General features: G+C 53.3%; 15 protein-coding genes. 8 read left to right on the forward strand and 7 right to left on the reverse strand.

Annotated elements, in window-relative coordinates; translation table 11 throughout:
* Positions 1-173: 173 nt before the first annotated feature.
* The 4 genes from fhuC to hrpB form a co-directional block, all read right to left on the reverse strand.
* Positions 174-986: a Fe3+-hydroxamate ABC transporter ATP-binding protein FhuC gene (fhuC, locus tag AB3G37_RS20825; protein WP_369788972.1), complete on the reverse strand. Its 813-nt coding sequence runs from the start codon at positions 984-986 to the stop codon at positions 174-176.
* Positions 987-1056: 70 nt separating this feature from the next.
* Positions 1057-3195, reverse strand: coding sequence for a ferrichrome porin FhuA (gene fhuA, locus AB3G37_RS20830; protein WP_369788973.1), 2139 nt, complete (start codon positions 3193-3195; stop codon positions 1057-1059).
* A 386-nt stretch (positions 3196-3581) separates the two neighbouring features.
* The gene (mrcB, locus tag AB3G37_RS20835) at positions 3582-6215 is read right to left on the reverse strand and encodes a bifunctional glycosyl transferase/transpeptidase (RefSeq protein ID WP_369788974.1); all 2634 of its coding nucleotides are present in this window, start codon (positions 6213-6215) and stop codon (positions 3582-3584) included.
* 194 nt (positions 6216-6409) lie between these two features.
* Positions 6410-8848, reverse strand: a complete 2439-nt coding sequence (gene hrpB, locus AB3G37_RS20840; protein WP_369791009.1) for an ATP-dependent helicase HrpB — start codon at positions 8846-8848, stop codon at positions 6410-6412.
* A 150-nt stretch (positions 8849-8998) separates the two neighbouring features.
* Here hrpB and thpR point away from each other — a divergent pair, with 150 nt between their 5' ends.
* From thpR to folK, 6 genes are all read left to right on the forward strand, one after another.
* Entirely contained in the window at positions 8999-9541 is a 543-nt protein-coding gene (gene thpR, locus AB3G37_RS20845) for an RNA 2',3'-cyclic phosphodiesterase (RefSeq protein ID WP_369788975.1), read from the forward strand.
* Between the two features lie 15 nt (positions 9542-9556).
* The gene (gene sfsA, locus AB3G37_RS20850) at positions 9557-10267 is read left to right on the forward strand and encodes a DNA/RNA nuclease SfsA (RefSeq protein ID WP_369788976.1); all 711 of its coding nucleotides are present in this window, start codon (positions 9557-9559) and stop codon (positions 10265-10267) included.
* Between the two features lie 207 nt (positions 10268-10474).
* Entirely contained in the window at positions 10475-10930 is a 456-nt protein-coding gene (gene dksA, locus AB3G37_RS20855) for an RNA polymerase-binding protein DksA (RefSeq protein ID WP_009634642.1), read from the forward strand.
* A gap of 186 nt (positions 10931-11116) precedes the next feature.
* On the forward strand, positions 11117-11992 hold the full coding sequence (gene gluQRS / locus AB3G37_RS20860) for a tRNA glutamyl-Q(34) synthetase GluQRS (protein ID WP_369788977.1): 876 nt from the start codon (positions 11117-11119) through the stop codon (positions 11990-11992).
* Positions 11993-12335: 343 nt separating this feature from the next.
* Positions 12336-13658 (forward strand): polynucleotide adenylyltransferase PcnB, encoded by a 1323-nt coding sequence (gene pcnB / locus AB3G37_RS20865; protein WP_369791010.1) that lies wholly within the window; start codon positions 12336-12338, stop codon positions 13656-13658.
* A complete protein-coding gene (folK, locus tag AB3G37_RS20870; protein WP_369788978.1) occupies positions 13655-14134 on the forward strand; it encodes a 2-amino-4-hydroxy-6-hydroxymethyldihydropteridine diphosphokinase in 480 nt (159 codons plus the stop codon). Before pcnB ends, folK begins: the two co-directional genes overlap by 4 nt.
* A gap of 216 nt (positions 14135-14350) precedes the next feature.
* On the opposite strand, the gene AB3G37_RS20875 is transcribed toward folK, so the two are convergent.
* The 3 genes from AB3G37_RS20875 to qseB form a co-directional block, all read right to left on the reverse strand.
* Positions 14351-15955, reverse strand: coding sequence for a glucan biosynthesis protein (locus AB3G37_RS20875; protein WP_369788979.1), 1605 nt, complete (start codon positions 15953-15955; stop codon positions 14351-14353).
* A 109-nt stretch (positions 15956-16064) separates the two neighbouring features.
* Entirely contained in the window at positions 16065-17423 is a 1359-nt protein-coding gene (gene qseC / locus AB3G37_RS20880) for a quorum sensing histidine kinase QseC (protein ID WP_369791011.1), read from the reverse strand.
* A 56-nt stretch (positions 17424-17479) separates the two neighbouring features.
* A complete protein-coding gene (gene qseB, locus AB3G37_RS20885; RefSeq protein ID WP_369788980.1) occupies positions 17480-18145 on the reverse strand; it encodes a quorum sensing response regulator transcription factor QseB in 666 nt (221 codons plus the stop codon).
* 183 nt (positions 18146-18328) lie between these two features.
* On the opposite strand from qseB, the gene panB reads away from it, so the two are divergent.
* Together panB and panC are read left to right on the forward strand one after the other, a co-directional pair.
* Positions 18329-19123 carry a 3-methyl-2-oxobutanoate hydroxymethyltransferase gene (gene panB / locus AB3G37_RS20890; RefSeq protein WP_009634650.1) on the forward strand — a complete coding sequence of 265 codons (795 nt, stop codon included), beginning with the start codon at positions 18329-18331 and terminating at the stop codon, positions 19121-19123.
* Positions 19124-19153: 30 nt separating this feature from the next.
* The gene (gene panC, locus AB3G37_RS20895) at positions 19154-20008 is read left to right on the forward strand and encodes a pantoate--beta-alanine ligase (protein WP_369788981.1); all 855 of its coding nucleotides are present in this window, start codon (positions 19154-19156) and stop codon (positions 20006-20008) included.
* The last annotated feature ends 111 nt before the right edge of the window (positions 20009-20119 follow it).

The following is a 20119-nucleotide window of genomic DNA, read 5'->3' on the forward strand; positions in this document are numbered from 1 at the left end:
GAGGTGCAACCAGGCAGCAAGTAGATGACAAATCGGCCGGAAACCGCGTTGAGCCAAACTTGCGTAAATCCAAAGGATGAGCCGCGGGGACGTGAATCAAAGTTTCGATCCGCTTGCTCAAGTAATTGATTCGGATTAATGAACACCGTGGCAGCGTCAAGCAAGCAGCCGATTTAAAAAACAAAGCTCACGGGTGCGCCCCCGGCAGGATGCGGCAGTATCCCCATCGGAATGCCATATACGTTCTCCAGCACCTCGCCTTTCATCATCTCGGCGGGAGTCCCTTCGGCAATCATTTCGCCGCCGCGCAATGCCACCAGTCGGTCACAGTAGCGAGCTGCCATATTAATATCATGCAGCACTGCGATAACGGTGAGGCCCTTCTCGTGGCTAAGACGCTGAATAAGCGCCAGAACCTCAACCTGATGGGCAATATCCAGCGCAGAAGTCGGTTCATCAAGCAGCAGACAGCGGCTATCCTGGGCAACCATCATCGCTAACCAGGCGCGCTGACGTTCACCACCAGACAGGCTATCGACCAGGCGCTGGGCAAACGGTTTCAACCCTACTAGCTCAATAGCTTCTTCAACTTTTTCAAGGTCATGCAAGCGAAAGCGCCCTAATGCACCGTGCCAGGGATAGCGGCCAATCGCCACTAACTCGTGCACGGTCATGCCTTCGGCAGCGGGAAGTTGTTGTGGAAGATAGGCTACCTGCCGCGCAAAAGCCTTGCTTTCCCACTGTGCGACCGGCTGTTCATTCAACAGAACACGGCCCGAGGAAGCAGGCTGATGACGACCGAGCATTTTAAGCAGCGTCGATTTCCCGGAACCATTGTGTCCGATCAGTCCGCAGACTTTTCCCTGTGGAAAGGTCAACGACAGAGGCGCTAACAGAGTACGTCCCGGCACGGTGAAGCTGACCTGGTCCAGACGATAAACGCTGTCGGCAAGCTCCGTTTTCTGTTCTAGAGTGGCAGTTTTCATAGTGGCCTATCGTTAAGTTTAACGGGCGCATTTTCAGTTGCGCCCGACTATTTCTGCGAGACATAACCTATCAGAAGCGGAAGGTTGCTGTTGCCTGAATCTGGCGATCGGTGCCCCAATAGCAGGCATAATCACGATAGCAACTGGCAACATATTCGCGGTCAAACAGGTTGTTTACATTGATGCCGACGGATGAGCCGGGCATGCCGAAACGTCCCAAATCGTATTTAACAGTGGCATCAACAAGCGCGTAACCCGCCACGTTGAAGGGCTTGTCGGTGTTATCACCGGTAGTGTAGAAACTTGAAGTTGCGCCTACGTAACGCACGCCAGAGCCCACGGTCAGGCCGCTTAATGCTGTTTCGTGGAAGGTGTAGTCAGCCCACAGTGATGCCATGTTGCGCGGCACTTCCACCGGGCGCTGGCCCTGATAAGTCGTGTCGTGAGTATATTTTGCATCGGTAAAAGTATAAGAAGCGATTACGTTAATATTGGCATTAACGGCAGCTTTGGCTTCCAGTTCTAAACCGCGTGAACGGATGACGCCCGACTGAACGCTAAAATTGGTATTAGTAGGATCAGCCGTCAGATTATTGTCTTTTGTCAGCTGATAAACCGCCGCCGTAATGCTGATGGGACGATCGTTAGGGATATATTTCAGACCGGCTTCGTATTGCTTGCCAACGGACGGTTTGAATGGCTGTCCACCAGAGGTTGAACCGGATGTTGGTTCAAACGACTGACTGTAGCTAAAGTACGGAGATATGCCGTTGTCGAACAGGTAATTCAAACCACCGCGCCAGGTAAATTTGTGGTCGGTTATCGAGGCGGTTGTTTCGGTGCTGCGAGTGAGCGTTGAGGTTTTTGCAATGTCATAGCGACCGCCCGCAGTCAGGATCCAGTGATTCCATTCCGCCTGATCTTGCGCATAGAAACCCGTCTGCTCCTGACGATTCAGAATATGGTAGGCGTAATAAAGAGCAGTCTTGTCATTGCCATATTGCGGAGCCAGCAGATTCAGGTTGGAGGCTGTACCGTAGTCTGCATCAATGTCATTACGCATGCGCATATAATCGACACCCATCAGCAGAGTGTGATCAACCGCACCGGTAGCAAACTTGGCCTGTACTTGGGTATCTACGTCAAAGTTGCTCAGATTTTCATTGGACTGCACGTAAGCGCGATTCAACGTTGCCGGGGCAGTGTAACCATTGCCATAGAAACCAATGTATTGCGTTTGCAGTTTGGTATAACGCAGATTTTGCCGCACGGTCCAGGTATCGTTGAATTGGTGATCGAAGCTGTAGCCGATCATTTTCTGGTTACGTGACATTTTGTTGTCTGCTTCGCCGTCGTTGAAATCGGTTGGCAGTTTGTGCGCATTGCCCGCCGCATCGTAATACGGCACAACCGTTCCCTGACGCGGCAGCCAGCCATAGAATCCAAGGTAAGGATCGTTCTGGAAATTGCTCAGGAAGGTAAAGTTGGTTTTATCATCAGGACGCCAGCTAAATGAAGGCGCGATGGAATAACGTTTTTCCTTCGACATTTGCTGTTGAGTGTCCTGGCTGTGCGCCACGCCGGTCAGGCGGTAAGAATAAACCCCCGCATCATCAATCGCATCGCTGAAGTCAAAACCGGTCTCATAAAGGTTGTCGGTGCCCATTTTAAACTGAATTTCATGCAACGGCTCGGTGGTTGGACGCTTGCTGACCATAGTGATAACGCCACCTGGATTGCTCTTGCCGTACAACACTGATGATGGCCCACGCAGCAGCTCCACACGCTCCAGCATGTAAGGGTCCATCGACACTTCAGAGTAGTTGTCGCCCTGTAACTTGATGCCGTCCAGATACTGGTTGGTATTGACTGAGGTGAACCCACGGATTTCGACCGCATCAATCGTGTTTGAGCTGCCACGGTTGGCAAAAATACCCGGCGCATAATTCAGAGCTTCTTTAACCGTTTTCGGCTGACGCATGTCCATCTCTTCGCGAGTAACCACGGAGATAGACTGCGGTGTTTTCACAATCGGCGTATCGGTTTTGGTGCCGCTGGCGCTATGTTTGGCGACGATAGTCGCTGCCGGGCCCCAGGCTGATTCTTGTGCCACGTTGTTAGCAGCATCACCGACGACGGTAATCGTGTCATTTTTTGGCGCACTGATGGCCGCTGTAACCGCAGAGGCTTGAAAAACAAAGCTGGCCATGGCTGCAGCCACGGTTAATGCGAGTTTGTTGGGAATAAAAATCTCTGATCTATTTGGAATAATTTTAGTTGAGCAGTTTTTCACAGATGCAGTACGCATTTGAGCCATTGGTTTATCTCTGGAGAAATTTGAATGGGAATGGAAACGATTATTATTATTATAACGATCGCATGATATGCGTAAGCGTAAGGAAACTGCAAGAGCATTTACTTTTATCCATAGCCAAGACAAATAACGTTATCCATGCTTTGTTTGTGGTCAATAAACTGACAGAAAGCTGATAATTAAAGGGCTGGGTTCAGGCGAAAAAAAAGCGCGATTTTCATCGCGCTCTCTGTATAAGACTAATTATGCTTATGACATGGTGAAAAATAACAGTGTCAGCACTATTTTGAGCCGAACATGTCTTTTATCCAACCTGCTACGCCATTGCTTTCTTTCTGCTGGTCTTGCTGAGGCTGCTGCTGCGGTTGTCCCGGCATCTGTTGCTGCTGTTGCTGCTGCAAAAGTTGCTGTTGTTGTTGCTGCTGATAAGCCGCCGCCTGAGAAGCCTGACATAGCTGCTGGGCATTGTCTGTCCATACAGGAATAGTGCGCAGCCCGCCGCCGGTCAATAGGCCGCCGCCACCGTTACAGATAAAGTTTCCGCTGGAGTCAATATTCATCATGCTGACGTCGTCGGGAACTTGCAGATCCAATGGCGTTGGCGTGATATTACCCAGATAGCGGCTGTAGAGCTGCAATGCACCGGTTGCACCCCAAAGTTTGGAAGGCTGGTTATTGTCACGCCCGACCCAGGTAATCGCGACCTGGTTGCCGTCGATACCTGCGAACCAGCTATCACGCAGTTCGTTGGAAGTACCGGTTTTCGCCGCCAGATGCAATTTAGGATATTTCACCGCCAGCGCGCGCGAGGTCCCTTCAGAAACAACCTGTTGCATGGCATACATGGTCAGATAAGCCGCTTCCGACGGAACAACTCGCTCTGCCTGCGGATAGCTCTGATACAGCACCGTGCCATCTTCAGCGATAACCGAGCGAACTGCAGACAACGGTGCCTTGTTGCCGCCGCTGGCAATAGTCTGATACTCCTGCGCAACTTCCATCGGCGTCAGGGCAATCGCACCCAGCAGCATTGATGGCGTCTGACTCAGAGACTCTTTAGGAATACCGAGATTAATCAGCGTCTTGGTTATGTTATCCAACCCGACAGCCATCCCGAGATTAACGGTCGGAACGTTCATAGAACGCGCCAGCGCATCAACCAGCAGTACCTGACCACGGAACTGATTATCATCATTGTGCGGTGACCAGGTCTGGCCGTTCGACAATTTGATGGTCAGCGGTTGGTCAGCCAACACGGTATTCAGACGATATTTATTCGGATCGCTCAACGCGGTCAGATAAGTCGCAGGCTTGGCCAACGAGCCGACCTGACGACGAGCCTGCATCGCACGGTTAAAGCCAGCAAACTGGGTTTCGGCACCCCCTACCATGGCGCGGACTTCACCGGTGTAGCGGTCAACGATTACCATTGCAGTTTCGATGTCGTTGAATCCACTGCGCTTACGCAACAGAGGAACGCCCTCTTCCACCGCTTTCTCGGCACCGTCTTGCGCTATTGGGTCCAGCGTGGTGAAAATTTTCACCCCTGACATGCCGGTAATCTTGTCGCCCAGCTTTTGCTGTAGCTCCTGACGGACCATCTGCATAAATGCTGGCTGAGGAGAAATCACCCCACCTTTTGGCTGCACGCCGAGCGGACGCGCACTGAGCATGTCATACAGCTCTTTGTCGATAATACCCTGCTCTTGCAACAGACGCAGAACCAGGTTGCGACGTTGCAACGCCAGCGTCGGATTACGCCATGGGTTATACAGCGACGCACCTTTGACCATACCGACCAGCAGAGCTTGCTGGTCGAGGCTCAGCTCATCCACCGGACGACCAAAGTAGTACAGGCTCGCCAACGGGAAGCCGCGAATCTGATCGGAACCGCTCTGGCCGAGATAAACTTCGTTCAGATAGAGCTCAAGGATACGGTCTTTGCTGTAGCGACCGTCCATCAACACTGCCATGTAGGCTTCGCGAGCTTTACGCCACAGGGTGCGCTGATTGGTCAAAAACAGGTTTTTAACCAGCTGCTGGGTCAGCGTACTGCCGCCCTGCACCGCATGTCCGGCAGTGATATTCGCCAGGAAAGCGCGACCGATAGAATACGGGCTGATACCGTCATGTTCATAGAAATGGCGGTCTTCAGTGGCTATCAAGGTCTGTACCAGCAGATCCGGGAACCCGGCGCGTGGCACAAACAGGCGCTGCTCACCGTTTGGCGATTGCAGCATGGTTATCAGACGCGGATCGAGACGGAAAATCCCGAAATCGCGATTGTTATCCATGTTTTTGATTTCAGAAAGCTGATTGCCTTTGAAAATCAGCCTGGCGTTGATTTGCCCTTCTTTACCGTCCGGGAAGTCAAACGGACGGCGCAGCAGGTCGATGTTTCCACCTTTAACGCTGAACTCACCCGGGCGCGTAATGCGCGTCACCTGACGGTACTGGGTACCCTCAAGCAGGTTGATCATCTCTTTTTCGGTATAAGGCGAACCTGGCTCCAGCGTTACCATGCGTCCATAAACGGCGGCAGGCAATTGCCAGACTTTGCCATCAATGCGGCTGCGGATTTCGGAATCCAGGTACACGCCGTAGGCGGCCATCAATACCACAAATATAACGAATAATTTAATCAGCAGTCCCAGCCAGCGGCGTCTTTTACGCGGCTTTTTGCTGTTTCCTGCCTTGCCAGCCTTCCCTGATGCGGCGGTCTTACGGGTCATGCGCGACTCCTGAGGTGCTGCATTGCTTCTAACGTCATCATCTTCTTGCTCATCATCGCCCTGATAGACGTAGCGTGTATCTTCGTCTTCGTCGCGGTTACGACGCGCAGGACGCCCACGTTTGGGCTTGGGGGGTGACGGTTTGCCTTTTCGGCCAATCGGCTCGCGATCATCGCCAGACATACTTAATCTCCATCAGACCCGACTTATAAAAAAATGCCGGATGCTATTTACTGCGGTTATAAAAATTTAAATTCTAAAATAAGGGCTGTGTAAAACTGGCGCTTACTCTGTGCCTCACCTTTCACCTCGTCCAGAAGAAAGGTCTGAAAATCCTCTACGTTTCTGAATCTATTGCGGCATCAAGAACGACGGATTTACGAATATTTTTTCGTGCGTTTTGTCGGCATGGCCTCCGCGGGATTGTCCGGCCACGGGTGTTTCGGATAGCGGCCTTTCATCTCTTTCTGCACTTCGCGGTAGGAACCTTGCCAGAAGGCGGCCAAATCGCTGGTGATCTGCAATGGACGATGCGCGGGAGACAACAGCTCGAGAACCACCGCGATGCGCCCAGCGGCCAACGTCGGGCTTCTCTGCTCGCCGAACATTTCCTGCAAACGCACCGAGAGTGCCGGCGGCTGGTCGCTATGATAGCGGATTGCCAGCCGACTGCCAGTCGGAACGGTGTAATGGGTGGGTAAATTAGCGTCAAGTTTCTGGCGCTGCTCCCAACTCGGCAAGCGCATCAAGGCATCAAACAGATCAACCTGTTGCAGCGCGCGCAGGCTCCTGACGCCGCTGAGCGAAGGCGATAACCACTGCTCAAGGCTGTCGAGCAGGCTTTGCTCATCCGTTGCCGGCCATTGACCTTCAGGCAGCCATTTAGCCGCACAGGCCAGACGGATACGCAGCTGTTCTGCCTGCGGCGACCAGGTCAGCGCCGCTAATCCCTGCACGCGAATCCATTCGATTAACGCCTGCTGCAAATCCTCATCGGCCGGTTTGGCCTGCGGTTGTGCTTTCAATACCAACCTGCCAACTTGCCAGCGCCGCCATGCGCGCAGCGTGCCCTTTTCTTCGTCCCACTCCACCGCCGTCTGTTCTTTTACGATCTTCGGAAGTCGAGCGGCCAACTGGGTAGCATCAAGCGTAATCGCCAGCAAAATTCGCGCATCGGGGCTGTTATTGCCCTGTAGTAACTGTGGAGCAACCAGCCACGCGGCGCGGCTTAGCCCGTCGTCCTGAGGCAGCGATGCCCCAAGGCCGTTAGCCAGTAAATAACGGCCATCCAATCCTCGCCGTTCGGCAATACGATCGCTGAACGCCTCTGCCAGCAGCCACGGCGCGAGCGAAGCATCCACTCCGCCGCCGGAATGCGAAAGCCGCTGACTCAGCTGGCGTGCGCGCCTTTGCCAATGCGGCTGAGGACGACTTAGCCAGTAATCGATATCCGGCTGGCCGCCGCGCGGGGGTTCTTCAATAATTGCCGCCAGCAAGGCTGCCGTCGCCAGTGCATCAGCGCTCTGGATTTCGGCCTGTACCAACATAGCCGCTAAACGTGGGTCACAGCCCAGTGAGGCCATTTTGCGACCCCGTGAATTCAGATTGCCCCGTTCATCGACCGCACCAAGCGAGGCCAGCAATTGTTGAGCCACGCGTAATGCCACGGTCGGCGGCACGTCCAGCCAGGTTAGCTGCGCGGCAGCTTGACATCCCCACTGCAACAGCTCAAGCCATAAACCGCTCAAATCGCTGTGCAAGATTTCAGCTTCACTCTGCGCCGCAGCACGCTCACCCTGCTCTTTACTGAACAGATGCCAGCACTGTCCAGGCTCCAGACGCCCTGCACGCCCTGCTCGCTGGGTCATCGCGGCCTGACTGATGCGCTGGGTCACCAGGCGAGTCAGGCCGCTGCGGGGATCAAACTGTGCGCTGCGCTCGAGACCACTGTCCACCACCAGGCGAATACCTTCGATGGTCAGGCTGGTTTCGGCAATATTGGTCGCCAGTACCACCTTGCGACGACCGGCTGGAGCAGGCTGGATGGCTTTTTGCTGTTGTTCCAGCGACAGCGCACCGTAAAGCGGGCACAGGTCAACATCATCGCCAAGCCGACCGCCGAGTAAATTCTGCGTACGGTTAATTTCCGCTACGCCGGGTAGAAAAAGCAGCATCGAGCCGCTATTTTCCGCCATCAGGCGACTAACAATCCGCGCAACTCCCTCATCCAGCCGCTCGTGACTGGCCAGCGGCAAATAATCACGCAGGACAGGGAAACTGCGCCCTTCGGAGATAATTACCGGCGCATCGGGTAACAGCGGTGAAAGCCGGGCGTTATCCAGCGTCGCCGACATGATTAACAGCTTTAAATCCTCTCGCAGCCCCTGCTGCACGTCTAAAAGCAGTGCCAGCGCGAGATCGGCCTGTAAGCTGCGTTCGTGAAATTCATCGAGGATCACCAGAGAGTAGTCGGCAAGCTCGGGGTCCTGCTGCACCATACGGGTCAGAATCCCCTCGGTGACCACTTCAAGTCGCGTCTCGGCGCTGACTTTAGATTCGGCGCGCATGCGGTAACCGATAGTCTTGCCCGGCTGTTCGTCAAGCTGCTGCGCCAAACGATAGGCCACGCTTTTCGCCGCCAGTCTGCGCGGCTCCAGCAATAATATTTTGCCTGAGAAAATGCCCGCATCGAGGATTTGCAGGGGCAGCCAGGTCGATTTACCTGCGCCAGTGGGTGCATGGAGTAACACTTGCGGCGCCTGTTGTAGCGCAGCAATAATTTGGTTGAGTACGGCACCGACGGGCAGTAATGACACAGCTTCTCCAGATAATTTCACATTGCGATAATGACGTTCAGGACGGGCATTGTAATAGAAAAAATTGTCGTCGGGCGGGATGAATTGTAGCATCTAGCCTCGCCGTGGGGATCTGTCCCCCCGCAGCGCTGTCTCGCTCAAGGAAAAACCATGTCTGAATCACGCCGCCTGTTTTTTGCCCTGTCTCTGCCGCCCAGGTTGCAGAAAAACGTTATTCAATGGCGCGCTGACCATTTTGAACCTGACGCGGGTCGCCCTGTCGTTGCGGCGAATCTCCATTTGACGCTGGCCTTTCTTGGGGAGGTCAGCCAGCAAAAGGAAACCGCGCTACGCGAGATAGCTTCACGTATTCAGTCACCGGCCTTCAGCCTCAAACTCGACGATGTTGGTCACTGGCCCCGCCCCGGCGTGGTATGGCTGGGTACCCGCCGTGCGCCGCTGCCGCTGTTACAGCTTGCCTCTTTATTGCGATCGCACGCAGCGCGTAACGGCTGCCATCAGTCTACATTGCCGTTTCATCCCCACGTTTCTCTGCTGCGCGGCGCCACGCGTCCGGTTGCTTTGCCAGCCTTAACGCCACAGTGGCAACTTGATTCAACCGAGTTTTCACTCTACGAGTCCCGCTTTCATCGAGGACGAACACGCTATCAATGCCTGCAAAGCTGGCCACTGGTTACGCCGTCTGCCAATTAATCAGAGAGTGATTTGATGCAATTCTTTCCGCCGCTTCAACAGGCAACCCTGATCAAACGTTACAAACGTTTTCTCGCCGACGTTATTACCCTCGACGGCCGCGAACTCACCCTGCACTGCGCCAATACTGGCGCGATGACCGGCTGCGCCACGCCAGGCGATACGGTGTGGTATTCCACCTCGGATAATCCAAAAAGAAAATACGCCCACAGCTGGGAGCTATGCCAGACCCAGGCTGGTCACTGGATCTGCGTCAACACGCTGCGCGCCAACCAGCTAGTGCGTGAAGCTATCGAACAAGGAAGGATTACCGAATTATCCGGTTACAGTAAACTATCGGCAGAAGTGCGGTATGGTTCTGAAAATAGCCGTATAGACTTGTTATTGCAGGCGGACCAACAACCTAACTGCTATATTGAAGTGAAATCTGTCACGTTATTGCAACAAGGCTGTGGTTACTTTCCTGATGCAGTAACGCTGCGCGGCCAAAAGCATTTACGCGAATTACAGGCCATGGCAGAACAGGGTCAGCGAACAGTACTTTTTTTCGCTGTATTGCATTCAGGCATTGAAACTGTCGCTCCGGCACACCATATTGATCCCCGTTACGCGGAATTGTTGACGCAGGTGCAGCAAAACGGTGTCGAAGTAATTTGTTATGGAGCCGAACTCTCTGCCGAGGGAATTCATCTCGCAGAGCGGTTACCGCTGGTAATTGCTGGCTGATAATCAATAATTGAATCAATAGTAATGTACCCGAATTGAAGTCGTCAGCAGCCTAAAACCGTTGGCCGCGAATACGCTTTCCCTCACACGCTTGTCAAGTGCCTGTGATGAATAATTGCCAACTTCGCCACCATCTGGTATTTATAGCGGCCTGATTTTTCCCCCCGTTGGGGATCGATAGTGCGTTATGTATGTAGGAGAAGCATCATGCAAGAAGGGCAAACCCGTAAAACCTCGTCCCTGAGCATTCTCGCCATCGCTGGGGTGGAGCCGTATCAAGAGAAGCCAGGCGAAGAGTACATGAATGACGCCCAGCTGAACCACTTCAAAAAAATTCTTGAAGCATGGCGCAATCAGCTCAGGGATGAAGTCGATCGTACCGTTACACACATGCAGGAAGAAGCTGCGAACTTCCCTGACCCGGCAGACCGTGCCACTCAGGAAGAAGAGTTCAGCCTGGAACTGCGTAACCGCGATCGCGAACGTAAGCTGATTAAAAAGATTGAGAAGACGTTGAAGAAAGTGGAAGACGAGGATTTCGGTTTTTGTGAATCCTGTGGCGTAGAGATCGGCATCCGCCGTCTTGAAGCTCGTCCTACCGCTGACCTGTGCATCGACTGCAAAACGTTGGCCGAAATCCGCGAAAAGCAGATGGCTGGTTAATTGCACGGGAGACATGTTCGAGTCATTGGAATTGCAGCAAGGCAGCAAGCGCGAAGATCTGGATGAGCCTACACAAGTAAGTAATTCTGGTGAACAAACGACACTGGCATCGCTGCATTTCCATTAACGATGAGCATTACGCGGTGCGGCATTACGATGCCCACCGCGATCTCCTGACGCCTCGCTATGTTTACATCTCCCTATATTGGTCGTTTCGCACCCTCGCCTTCAGGCGACCTCCATTTTGGTTCATTGATTGCCGCACTCGGTAGCTATCTGCACGCCCGTTCTCTCGGTGGGCAATGGCACGTGCGAATCGATGATATTGATCCCCCACGCGAAGTTCCCGGCTCGGCTCGCCGCATTCTGACAATGTTGGAACATTATGGGCTGGAGTGGGACGGGGAAGTCGTTTGGCAGTCAAAACGCCATCAAGCTTACCGGGAAACGCTGGACTGGCTGCATCGACAGGGTAAAAGTTATTACTGCACCTGCACGCGTCAGCGCGTATCTCAATTAGGTGGAACCTATGACGGCCATTGTCGCTGTGCGGGTCACGGCGCGGAAAATGCGGCTATCCGCCTGGTACAGACAATGCCGGTTCACAGTTTCGACGATGAGCTGCAAGGCAAATTTATCGCCGACACGGCTTTGGCCGAGGAAGATTTTATTATTCGCCGCCGAGATGGGCTGTTTGCCTATAATCTGGCGGTGGTGATTGACGACCATTTTCAAGGCGTGAACCATATTGTGCGCGGCGCAGACCTAATCGCTCCCACTGTGCGCCAGCTGTCATTGTATCGACACTTAGGGCTGCCCGAACCGGGTTATGTGCATTTGCCGCTGGCCGTAAATGCCAAAGGTGACAAGTTATCCAAGCAGAATCATGCCCCTGCTTTACCGGCTGGTGATCCACGGCCGATCATTGTGCAAACAATGTTATTTTTAGGACAATCTTTACCAGAATGCTGGCAGGATTTAACTTTGCCTTTATTATTACGCTGGGCAGTGGCGCATTGGTCGTTAAAAAAAGTTCCACGATCTGTGTCGATTCCCCAATAGGAATGGGATTCGGCATTCTCAAAGTAGCCCGCGTAAGCTATGATTAGCCGCTGTTTTCAAGTTGCGCCATTTTTATCCGACACTATCGAGGTGTACCATTTTTACCCGAGTAGCCAATTTTTGCCGTAAGGTGCTAGTTCGTGAAGATAAAGTCATCCGTGAAGAGACTCCGGTTCACGATGATAACGGCCACCGCGATCCCGTCACTTCTCCTGAAGTTGAACACGTGAAGGCGAAAGCGCCTGAGCATCGCGAAAGACGCAGCCCGCAGCGCCAATCGCCGCGCGCGCAACAAGCACAGCAAAAACCTGTGAGCAAACCTAGCGAAACCAGGTCTGAAAACATGACGGTTGTCCCGCGCGACGGCCACGACATTTCGCGCAGAGATATCAGCGACAACGCGCTGAAGGTACTCTATCGCCTGAATAAATCAGGGTACGAGGCCTATCTGGTTGGCGGCGGCGTGCGTGATCTGCTGCTGCACAAAAAACCTAAAGATTTTGATATCACCACCAACGCTACGCCAGAACAGGTTCGTAAACTGTTCCGTAACTGCCGCTTGGTTGGTCGCCGTTTCCGTCTGGCGCACGTCATGTTTGGCCCTGAAATCATTGAAGTGGCGACCTTCCGCGGTCATCACGAGCAGGTTCAGGAAACCGACGATAAAAACCTTTCTCAGCAGGCCCAAAACGGCATGCTGCTGCGCGACAACATCTTTGGTTCGATTGAAGAAGATGCTCAGCGCCGCGACTTCACTATCAACAGCCTGTACTACGGGATTTCCGACTTTACGCTGCGTGATTACACCGGCGGTCTGAAAGATCTGAAAGACGGCGTGATTCGTTTGATTGGCGACCCGGAAACTCGCTACCGTGAAGACCCGGTACGTATGCTGCGCGCGGTGCGTTTTGCCGCCAAGCTCGGCATGACTATCAGTCCTGAAACCGCTGAGCCTATCCCGCGTTTGGCGACCTTGCTGCAAGAGATCCCGCCGGCACGCCTGTTTGAAGAGTCGCTGAAACTCTTGCAGGCCGGTTATGGTTTCAGAACCGCTCAGCTACTGCGTGAATATCAGCTGTTCCAGCCGTTGTTCCCTCTGATTGCCCGTCAGTTTACCGAGCGTGGCGACAGCCCGATGGAACGCATTCTGGATCAGGTTCTGAAAAATACCGATCATCGTCTGCACAATGATATGCGTGTTAATCCGGCATTCTTGTTTGCAGCCATGCTGTGGTATCCGGTGATCGAGCACGCACAGAAGCTGGCTCAGGAAGGCGGGCTGACTTATTACGACGCCTTCTCGCTGGCGATGAACGACGTGCTGGACGAACAGTGCCGCTCATTGGCTATCCCGAAACGTATCACGACGCTGGTTCGCGATATCTGGGCATTGCAGCTGCGCCTTTCTCGCCGTCAAGGCAAGCGCGCGCACAAGCTGATGGAACATCCTAAATTCCGCGCCGCGTTTGATCTGCTGGCGTTGCGCGCCGAAGTTGAACAGCACCGCGAATTACAGAGTCTCACCCAATGGTGGAGCGAGTTCCAGGAAGCTACCCCGGCTTCGCAGAAAAATATGCTGGGAACTCTCGGTGATGATGCACCGCCGCGCCGTAATCGCACGCGACGCCCTCGCAAACGCGCTCCACGTTCCGGCAGCGCTCAATGATTCGTGTCTATATTGCGCTTGGCAGTAATCTTGCCAAGCCGTTAGACCAGGTAAACTGTGCGCTGGAAGCTCTGGCGCATTTACCTCGCACTCGCCTGATACAAACCTCTTCGTTTTATCGCAGTAAACCTCTTGGCCCTCAGGATCAACCTGACTATCTCAACGCCGTGGTCGCTCTGGATACCCTGCTCCCTGCCCACGAGTTGCTGGACAGCACACAGTCTATCGAACTGAATCAGGGACGCGTCCGCAAGGCCGAACGTTGGGGACCGCGAACGCTGGATCTGGATATGCTGCTGTATGGCAATGAGATTATCGGCACCGAACGGTTAATTGTGCCGCACTATGACATGAAAAATCGCGAGTTTATGCTGTATCCGCTGGCAGAAATCGCTCCAGAATTAGTCTTTCCCGACGGCGAATCCTTGCAACAGTTGCTTGAGCGGGTGCCAATGAATGGGCTGACACGCTGGTAGTTTTTGAGAAATATCTACTCAGGCTGAACACCCGTTAAATTGATCGACTGTTACGGTTAAACATATTTCGCCAGCCATCGGCCAAGTGAGTCGAGTTTGTGAACTACTCAATAGCCAGCAGCAGCTTTCGCTGCCAATGATCCGCAGACTTCACAAGATGTTTGATATTTCTGCGGCCTCGCTTATCGGCGTACCATTCAATAAATTTACTGAATGTTAAATCCCCTGCATTGGTCGCGGCGAAGACTCAAACGGCAGATATTGGTAAAGCCAGGTTTCTGAAAGTGTTTTGCTACTTTCCTTGAGATACAGCCTCAGCTCGACCGGCTCTTTGCCTTCAACGTGCAGGTCAAAGAAAACGCGCCAAAAACCGTTGCCACCCGGCGACTTCTCAACTTTTATGCCCTCAAGCGTGCCGCGAGAGGCCGTTAGCACTGCCTCCGGCCTGGCATTCGATGGTAGGTTATCTAATACTGCTCCACTGAATTCCACCATAAACTTGCGCACTCCAGATGGCGGATAGGCTCCGGGATTACCGCCCCTTCCCAACCGAGTCGCCCCACAGCGCGCCAGCGGTGACGGATAAGGCTGATCCGCCAACCAGTGCATGCGATAGCTAAACTGGTGCTCGCTACCTGCCGTAGCGGGCTTTTTGGGCACCCACATCGCAACAATATTATCGTAAATCTCATCGTCGGTCGGGATTTCCACCAGCTGCACCGCGCCTTCGCCCCAATGCCCTTTGGGCTCGACCCACAAGTCAGGACGTTTTTCATAGCTGACCGAACCCAGATAACTGTTGAAATCGCGATCCTTTTGCATCAATCCAAAGCCGCGCGGATTGTTATCGGCTAAAGCGGAAACCCTGACCTGCATCGGATTGTTAAGCGGCCGCCAGACATGTTCCCCGCTGCCAGTCCACAAAGCCAATCCATCAGAGTCATGCACCTCAGGACGCCAGTCAGAGGCCGAGCCTTTCGCCGTCTTGGAAAACCAGTACATCGAGGTTTGTGGCGCGATACCAAAACGGCCAACGTCGCGACGTAGAAACAGCGAACAGTCAACGTCCATTACAACGCCTTTAGTTCGCTGTAAAACAAACCGATAAGCCCCGCAAATACTTGGCCCGTCCAGCAGCGCGTAAACGGTAAGCTGGTTGCTATCATTGGCGGGTGTTTCAAACCAGAAATGAGTGAAATTAGGAAACTCTTCAGGGGTATCACCCAGAACGGTATTAATCGCGATACCGCGAGCAGACAGTCCAAACTGCCCCTGCTCGCCCACCGCGCGGAAATAAGATGCGCCAATAAAGGAGACCCAGTCTTTTTCAGAATTATTTTTCAGCGCCTGCTGGTTATCCAACACTCTGAACCCAGTAAACACATCGCCTTTGATATCAGGCAATACGCCATTTTTATTATCGGGGAAGCTGAAATAGCTAATGTCTTGCACTATCTCACGCGCGGATTGGTTATCAACCACCGACATTTTCACCGTGGTGTTATGTAGACTGCTGACGCTGAAAAAAGTGACAGGAAAACGGGCTTTGCCCTGAGAGAATATTGCATAGTCGGGCTTGTAGATAATTTTGCGGTAAACGTCGTAATTGATATTGGCCAAGGCTTTTGCATCAACTGCGTGCGGGGGAATATAGGCGCTTTTCGCCAAGGTTTTTGCCTGTTGGATTAATCCGCCATACGTAAACGGTTCAGCGGATGCAAATTTTAATTTTTGCGCGGCAAAGGCTTCCGGAGTTATGCCTATTGCCGCCAAAGCCAGCGAGAAAGAGGTATAGGTCAGTAAATTACGTCGTGTAACCATAAATAACATCGTTCCCTGAGTGAAGGTAAACTGCTAGAACTGGGAGCTACCGTTGGGCAAAATTCCAAAACCCATCCCCTTGATGGCAGTCTTAATTCTAGCAGAACTCTCAAAAGGCTAACTTAACCTCCACCCCTCCCTTGGCGGCATTGTTATAGCTCACGCGAATACCATGCAAATCAGCGATTCGTAGAACAATAGAGATCCCTAATCCGCTGCCGGTTTGCTCCTGCCCCGGTGGCCGATAAAAACGTTCCCCTAGCCGCTGTAAATGCTCTTCAGTCAGGCTTGGCCCGCTGTTTCTGATAAGCAGGCCTGAGTGATTCAGCGAGATATGCACCTGACTACCGGCGGGTGAATAGCGAATCGCATTATCCAGCAGGTTGCGCAGCAGCAGTGACAGCAGCAGCGGTTCTCCACGTATCGGCGCAGGCGTACCTTGTTGATCCAGCAATAATTCGATGCCGCGACGGTGCGCGGAAGAATCCTGCTCGATTAACGCCTGCGTCGCCAACGCAGCCCAGTCGATAGTGGTCAATTCATCCAGTGAGACAAAAGATTCCAGACGAGAAAGCGTCAGCAGTTGGTCCACAAGTCGAGTTGAACGATCGATACTGGTGGTCAGGTTTTCTACCGCGCGCTGACGCACCTCGGCGTCATCACCGGCCAGCTGCACCACTTCGGTTTGCACTCGCAGCGCTGCCAGCGGACTGCGCAGCTCGTGAGCCGCGTCTGAAGTAAAGCGACGTTCTCGCACCAGCATCTCTTGCGTCCGTTCAAACAAAGCATTCAGTGACTGCACCAGCGGCAACACTTCGCCAGGGACTTTATCGGTAGAGATTGGCCGCGATTCATCGGCTGCACGGTGTCGTAAATCATCGGCAACACGTCGCAAAGGCCGCAGCTCGATGCTCAGCATCACCACCAATGCTGCCATCAGCAACGGCAGTGAAGCAAGCCAGGGCCAGAGTTGCCCACTGACCATGTCCCACGCCATATCGCTGCGATAGTCATACTCCTGCCCAACGGCAATACGGTAGCGGCCATCGGGAGAAGTCAGCCACAGCAGCCGCCAGCTATCGTCATCATCTTTCAGCCGAGCGTCGATAAATCCATGAGCATCGTGATTGAAATTGATCTCTTTGCCGTGCTCACCGTCGTTAAGCAACATTTTGCCCTGCCGGTCAAAAATGGCAAAAGTCAGCGCGTCGTCATCGGTGTGACCGCGACGATGTTTATCCAACAGTTGTTTATTGTCCGGCATCGGGGGCATTTTACCGTCGAGAAGCTTATCGCCTAGCCCGGCAGTGGCCAGCCGTTTGGCAAACAGCATCTGCTGAGTATCAAATACTTCGTTAATCTTATGACGGGTTTGCTGCCATGCCACGCTGCTGGCGACGGTCCAGGTTATCAACGCCAACACGGCGAAGAGCAAAATTAACCTGCCGCGAAGACTCATGCGGTCCAAATGCTGGCGCAGTGTTCGGAAAAAAGGCCTTAACCTATTTATTACAGTAAAATGCGTCACGAGTTTTCATCGCCCAGCACATAGCCGACGCCGTGAACTGTGCGGATAAAACCGCTGCCCAGCTTGCGGCGCAAATGATGAATATGTACCTCAACGGCGTTGCTGCTGACTTCCTGATCCCAACTGTAGAGCTTTTCTTCAATGAGTTGGCGTTGCAGGACGCGGCTTTTATTACGTAGAAACAGTTCCATCAGCGAGACTTCGCGCGAGGTCAGCACGACGGGTTCACCGTTGAGAATGACACTCCGCGAGGCAGGGTCGAACTCAAGAGTGCCGTGATTGATTTTCGGCGTAACCTGACCATGACGCCTGCGGATAAGCGCCTCTAACCTCGCGGCCACCTCAACCAAAGCAAAAGGCTTACAAAGATAATCATCGGCACCGGCCTGCAAGCCGCTCACACGTTGCTCCAACGCGTCACGGGCGGTAAGAACCAGCACTGGCGTATCGCGCCCCTCGTGCCGCCACTGGCGCAGCAGCTCCATGCCGTCCAGACCGGGCAAACTCAAGTCGAGGATCACCGCGTCGTAGGGTGCACTGTCGAGCGCCGTTTTTCCGGTAACTCCATCGCAAAACCAGTCCAGAGTGAATCCCAGCCTTGTGAGCCCCACTTTGATACCGTCGCCGATCATCTTGTCGTCTTCGATCAATAAAATCCGCATTGCTGACGCTCTCCTGAATCATGCACTGTAATAGATCATTAAATCAGTATATCCCAGCCTTATTATGTAGTTCTTAAGTTGTGCGATGTCTCGCATCTTCCTTAAACAGGCTACGTGATCGACAGAGCATCCAGTAGAATAGTCAGCGGGTTATTTTGAAGTTTACAAAGTTGAGAAATTACTATGAAAGCGACAACCATGAGTCAACTGCGCCAATGGAAGCAGGAAAAGCACAAATTTGCGACCATTACCGCCTACGATGCCAGCTTTGCCCAGCTATTTGCCGAGCAAGGTATTCCCGTAATGCTGATAGGCGATTCGCTGGGAATGGTGGTGCAGGGACAGGATTCTACGCTTCCGGTGACGCTCGAAGATATTGTTTACCATACACGCTGTGTACGTCGTGGTGCGCCAAAAGCGCTGCTGCTTTCTGACCTGCCGTTCATGACTTACGCGACTCCAGAACAAACCTTTCACAGCGCAGCACAATTGATGCGCGCCGGGGCCAATATGGTCAAGCTCGAGGGTGGAAGCTGGCTGTGTGAAACCGTGTCCATGCTAACCGAACGTGCTGTGCCGGTTTGCGGGCATTTGGGCCTGACGCCACAGTCGGTTAATATCTTCGGCGGTTACAAGGTACAGGGTCGCGGTGAAGCAGCGGCCAATCAGCTGTTACAAGATGCTCTGGCGCTGGAAAAAGCCGGCATGCAGCTGCTGGTACTGGAGTGTGTGCCGGTTGAACTGGCCCGTCGAGTGACGCAGGAGTTAACTATTCCGGTAATTGGTATTGGCGCGGGCAGTGCTACCGACGGCCAGATTCTGGTTATGCACGATGCGTTTGGCATTACCGGTGGACACATCCCGAAATTTGCCAAAGACTTCCTGGCCGAGGCTGGCGACATTCGTGACGCCGTGCGCTTGTACGTCAAAGAGGTCGAGGAAGGCGTGTATCCGGGCCTTGAGCACAGTTTTCAGTAAACAACTGGTCATCCAGATAGAGGCATCATTGTGTTAATCATTGAAACTATCCCGCTGCTGCGTAGAGAGATCCGCTTCTTCAAGCAGAACAACAAGCGCATAGCGCTGGTGCCGACGATGGGCAATTTACATCAAGGCCATATGACGTTAGTGGATGAAGCCAGGGCGCGCGCCGACATTGTTATCGTCAGCATCTTCGTGAACCCGATGCAGTTTGAACGTGCCGACGACCTCGAACGTTATCCTCGAACCCTGCAGGAAGACTGCGAGAAGCTGAATAAACGCGGCGTTGATCTGGTATTCGCACCGATTCCGGCCGAAGTTTATCCGAAAGGTCTGGCTTCGCAGACTCAGGTTGACGTGCCCGGCCTGTCGACCATCCTCGAAGGTGCCAGCCGCCCGGGGCATTTTCGTGGCGTCTCGACCATCGTCAGCAAACTGTTTAACCTGATACAGCCCGATGTCGCCTGTTTTGGTCAGAAAGACTATCAACAGCTGGCGCTGATCCGCGCGTTGGTAGAAGATATGGGCTACGATCTGGAGATTGTTGGCGTACCGACAGTCCGCGCCAAAGACGGTCTGGCGCTCAGTTCGCGCAACGGTTACCTGACCCACGATGAACGTAAAATCGCGCCCAAGCTGGCAAAAATCATGAATCAGCTGGCAACTCGCCTGTCTCAGGGAGAACGCCACGTTGAAGAACTACTGACAGACTGCGCCGAACAACTGCGCGAGGCAGGTTTCACCCCGGACGAACTGTTTATCCGCGATGCCAAAAACCTGCGCGATCTGTCGGTAGACAGCACCTCGGCGGTGATCCTGATGGCCGCATGGCTTGGCAAAGCTCGCCTGATAGACAATCAGGAAGTCGATCTGACCGTCTAAGTAACAAATGAATCCCGCTGAGCTTACTCAAGTAAGTGATGCGGGTGATTGAGAGCAGCCAACAACGCTGTGGCTAAACAAAGTGTTCACCTCGAACTCATTTGAGTCACA

The organism is Rouxiella sp. WC2420 (assembly GCF_041200025.1).
GTDB lineage: Bacteria > Pseudomonadota > Gammaproteobacteria > Enterobacterales > Enterobacteriaceae > Rouxiella.

Bases quoted from the DNA above. Each gene is read 5' to 3' on its own strand.
- fhuC (WP_369788972.1), bottom strand. From the start codon at position 986: ATGAAAACTGCCACTCTAGAACAGAAAACGGAGCTTGCCGACAGCGTT.
- fhuA (WP_369788973.1), bottom strand. From the start codon at position 3,195: ATGGCCAGCTTTGTTTTTCAAGCCTCTGCGGTTACAGCGGCCATCAGT.
- mrcB (WP_369788974.1), bottom strand. From the start codon at position 6,215: ATGTCTGGCGATGATCGCGAGCCGATTGGCCGAAAAGGCAAACCGTCA.
- thpR (WP_369788975.1), top strand. From the start codon at position 8,999: ATGTCTGAATCACGCCGCCTGTTTTTTGCCCTGTCTCTGCCGCCCAGG.
- sfsA (WP_369788976.1), top strand. From the start codon at position 9,557: ATGCAATTCTTTCCGCCGCTTCAACAGGCAACCCTGATCAAACGTTAC.
- dksA (WP_009634642.1), top strand. From the start codon at position 10,475: ATGCAAGAAGGGCAAACCCGTAAAACCTCGTCCCTGAGCATTCTCGCC.
- gluQRS (WP_369788977.1), top strand. From the start codon at position 11,117: ATGTTTACATCTCCCTATATTGGTCGTTTCGCACCCTCGCCTTCAGGC.
- pcnB (WP_369791010.1), top strand. From the start codon at position 12,336: ATGACGGTTGTCCCGCGCGACGGCCACGACATTTCGCGCAGAGATATC.
- folK (WP_369788978.1), top strand. From the start codon at position 13,655: ATGATTCGTGTCTATATTGCGCTTGGCAGTAATCTTGCCAAGCCGTTA.
- AB3G37_RS20875 (WP_369788979.1), bottom strand. From the start codon at position 15,955: ATGGTTACACGACGTAATTTACTGACCTATACCTCTTTCTCGCTGGCT.
- qseB (WP_369788980.1), bottom strand. From the start codon at position 18,145: ATGCGGATTTTATTGATCGAAGACGACAAGATGATCGGCGACGGTATC.
- panB (WP_009634650.1), top strand. From the start codon at position 18,329: ATGAAAGCGACAACCATGAGTCAACTGCGCCAATGGAAGCAGGAAAAG.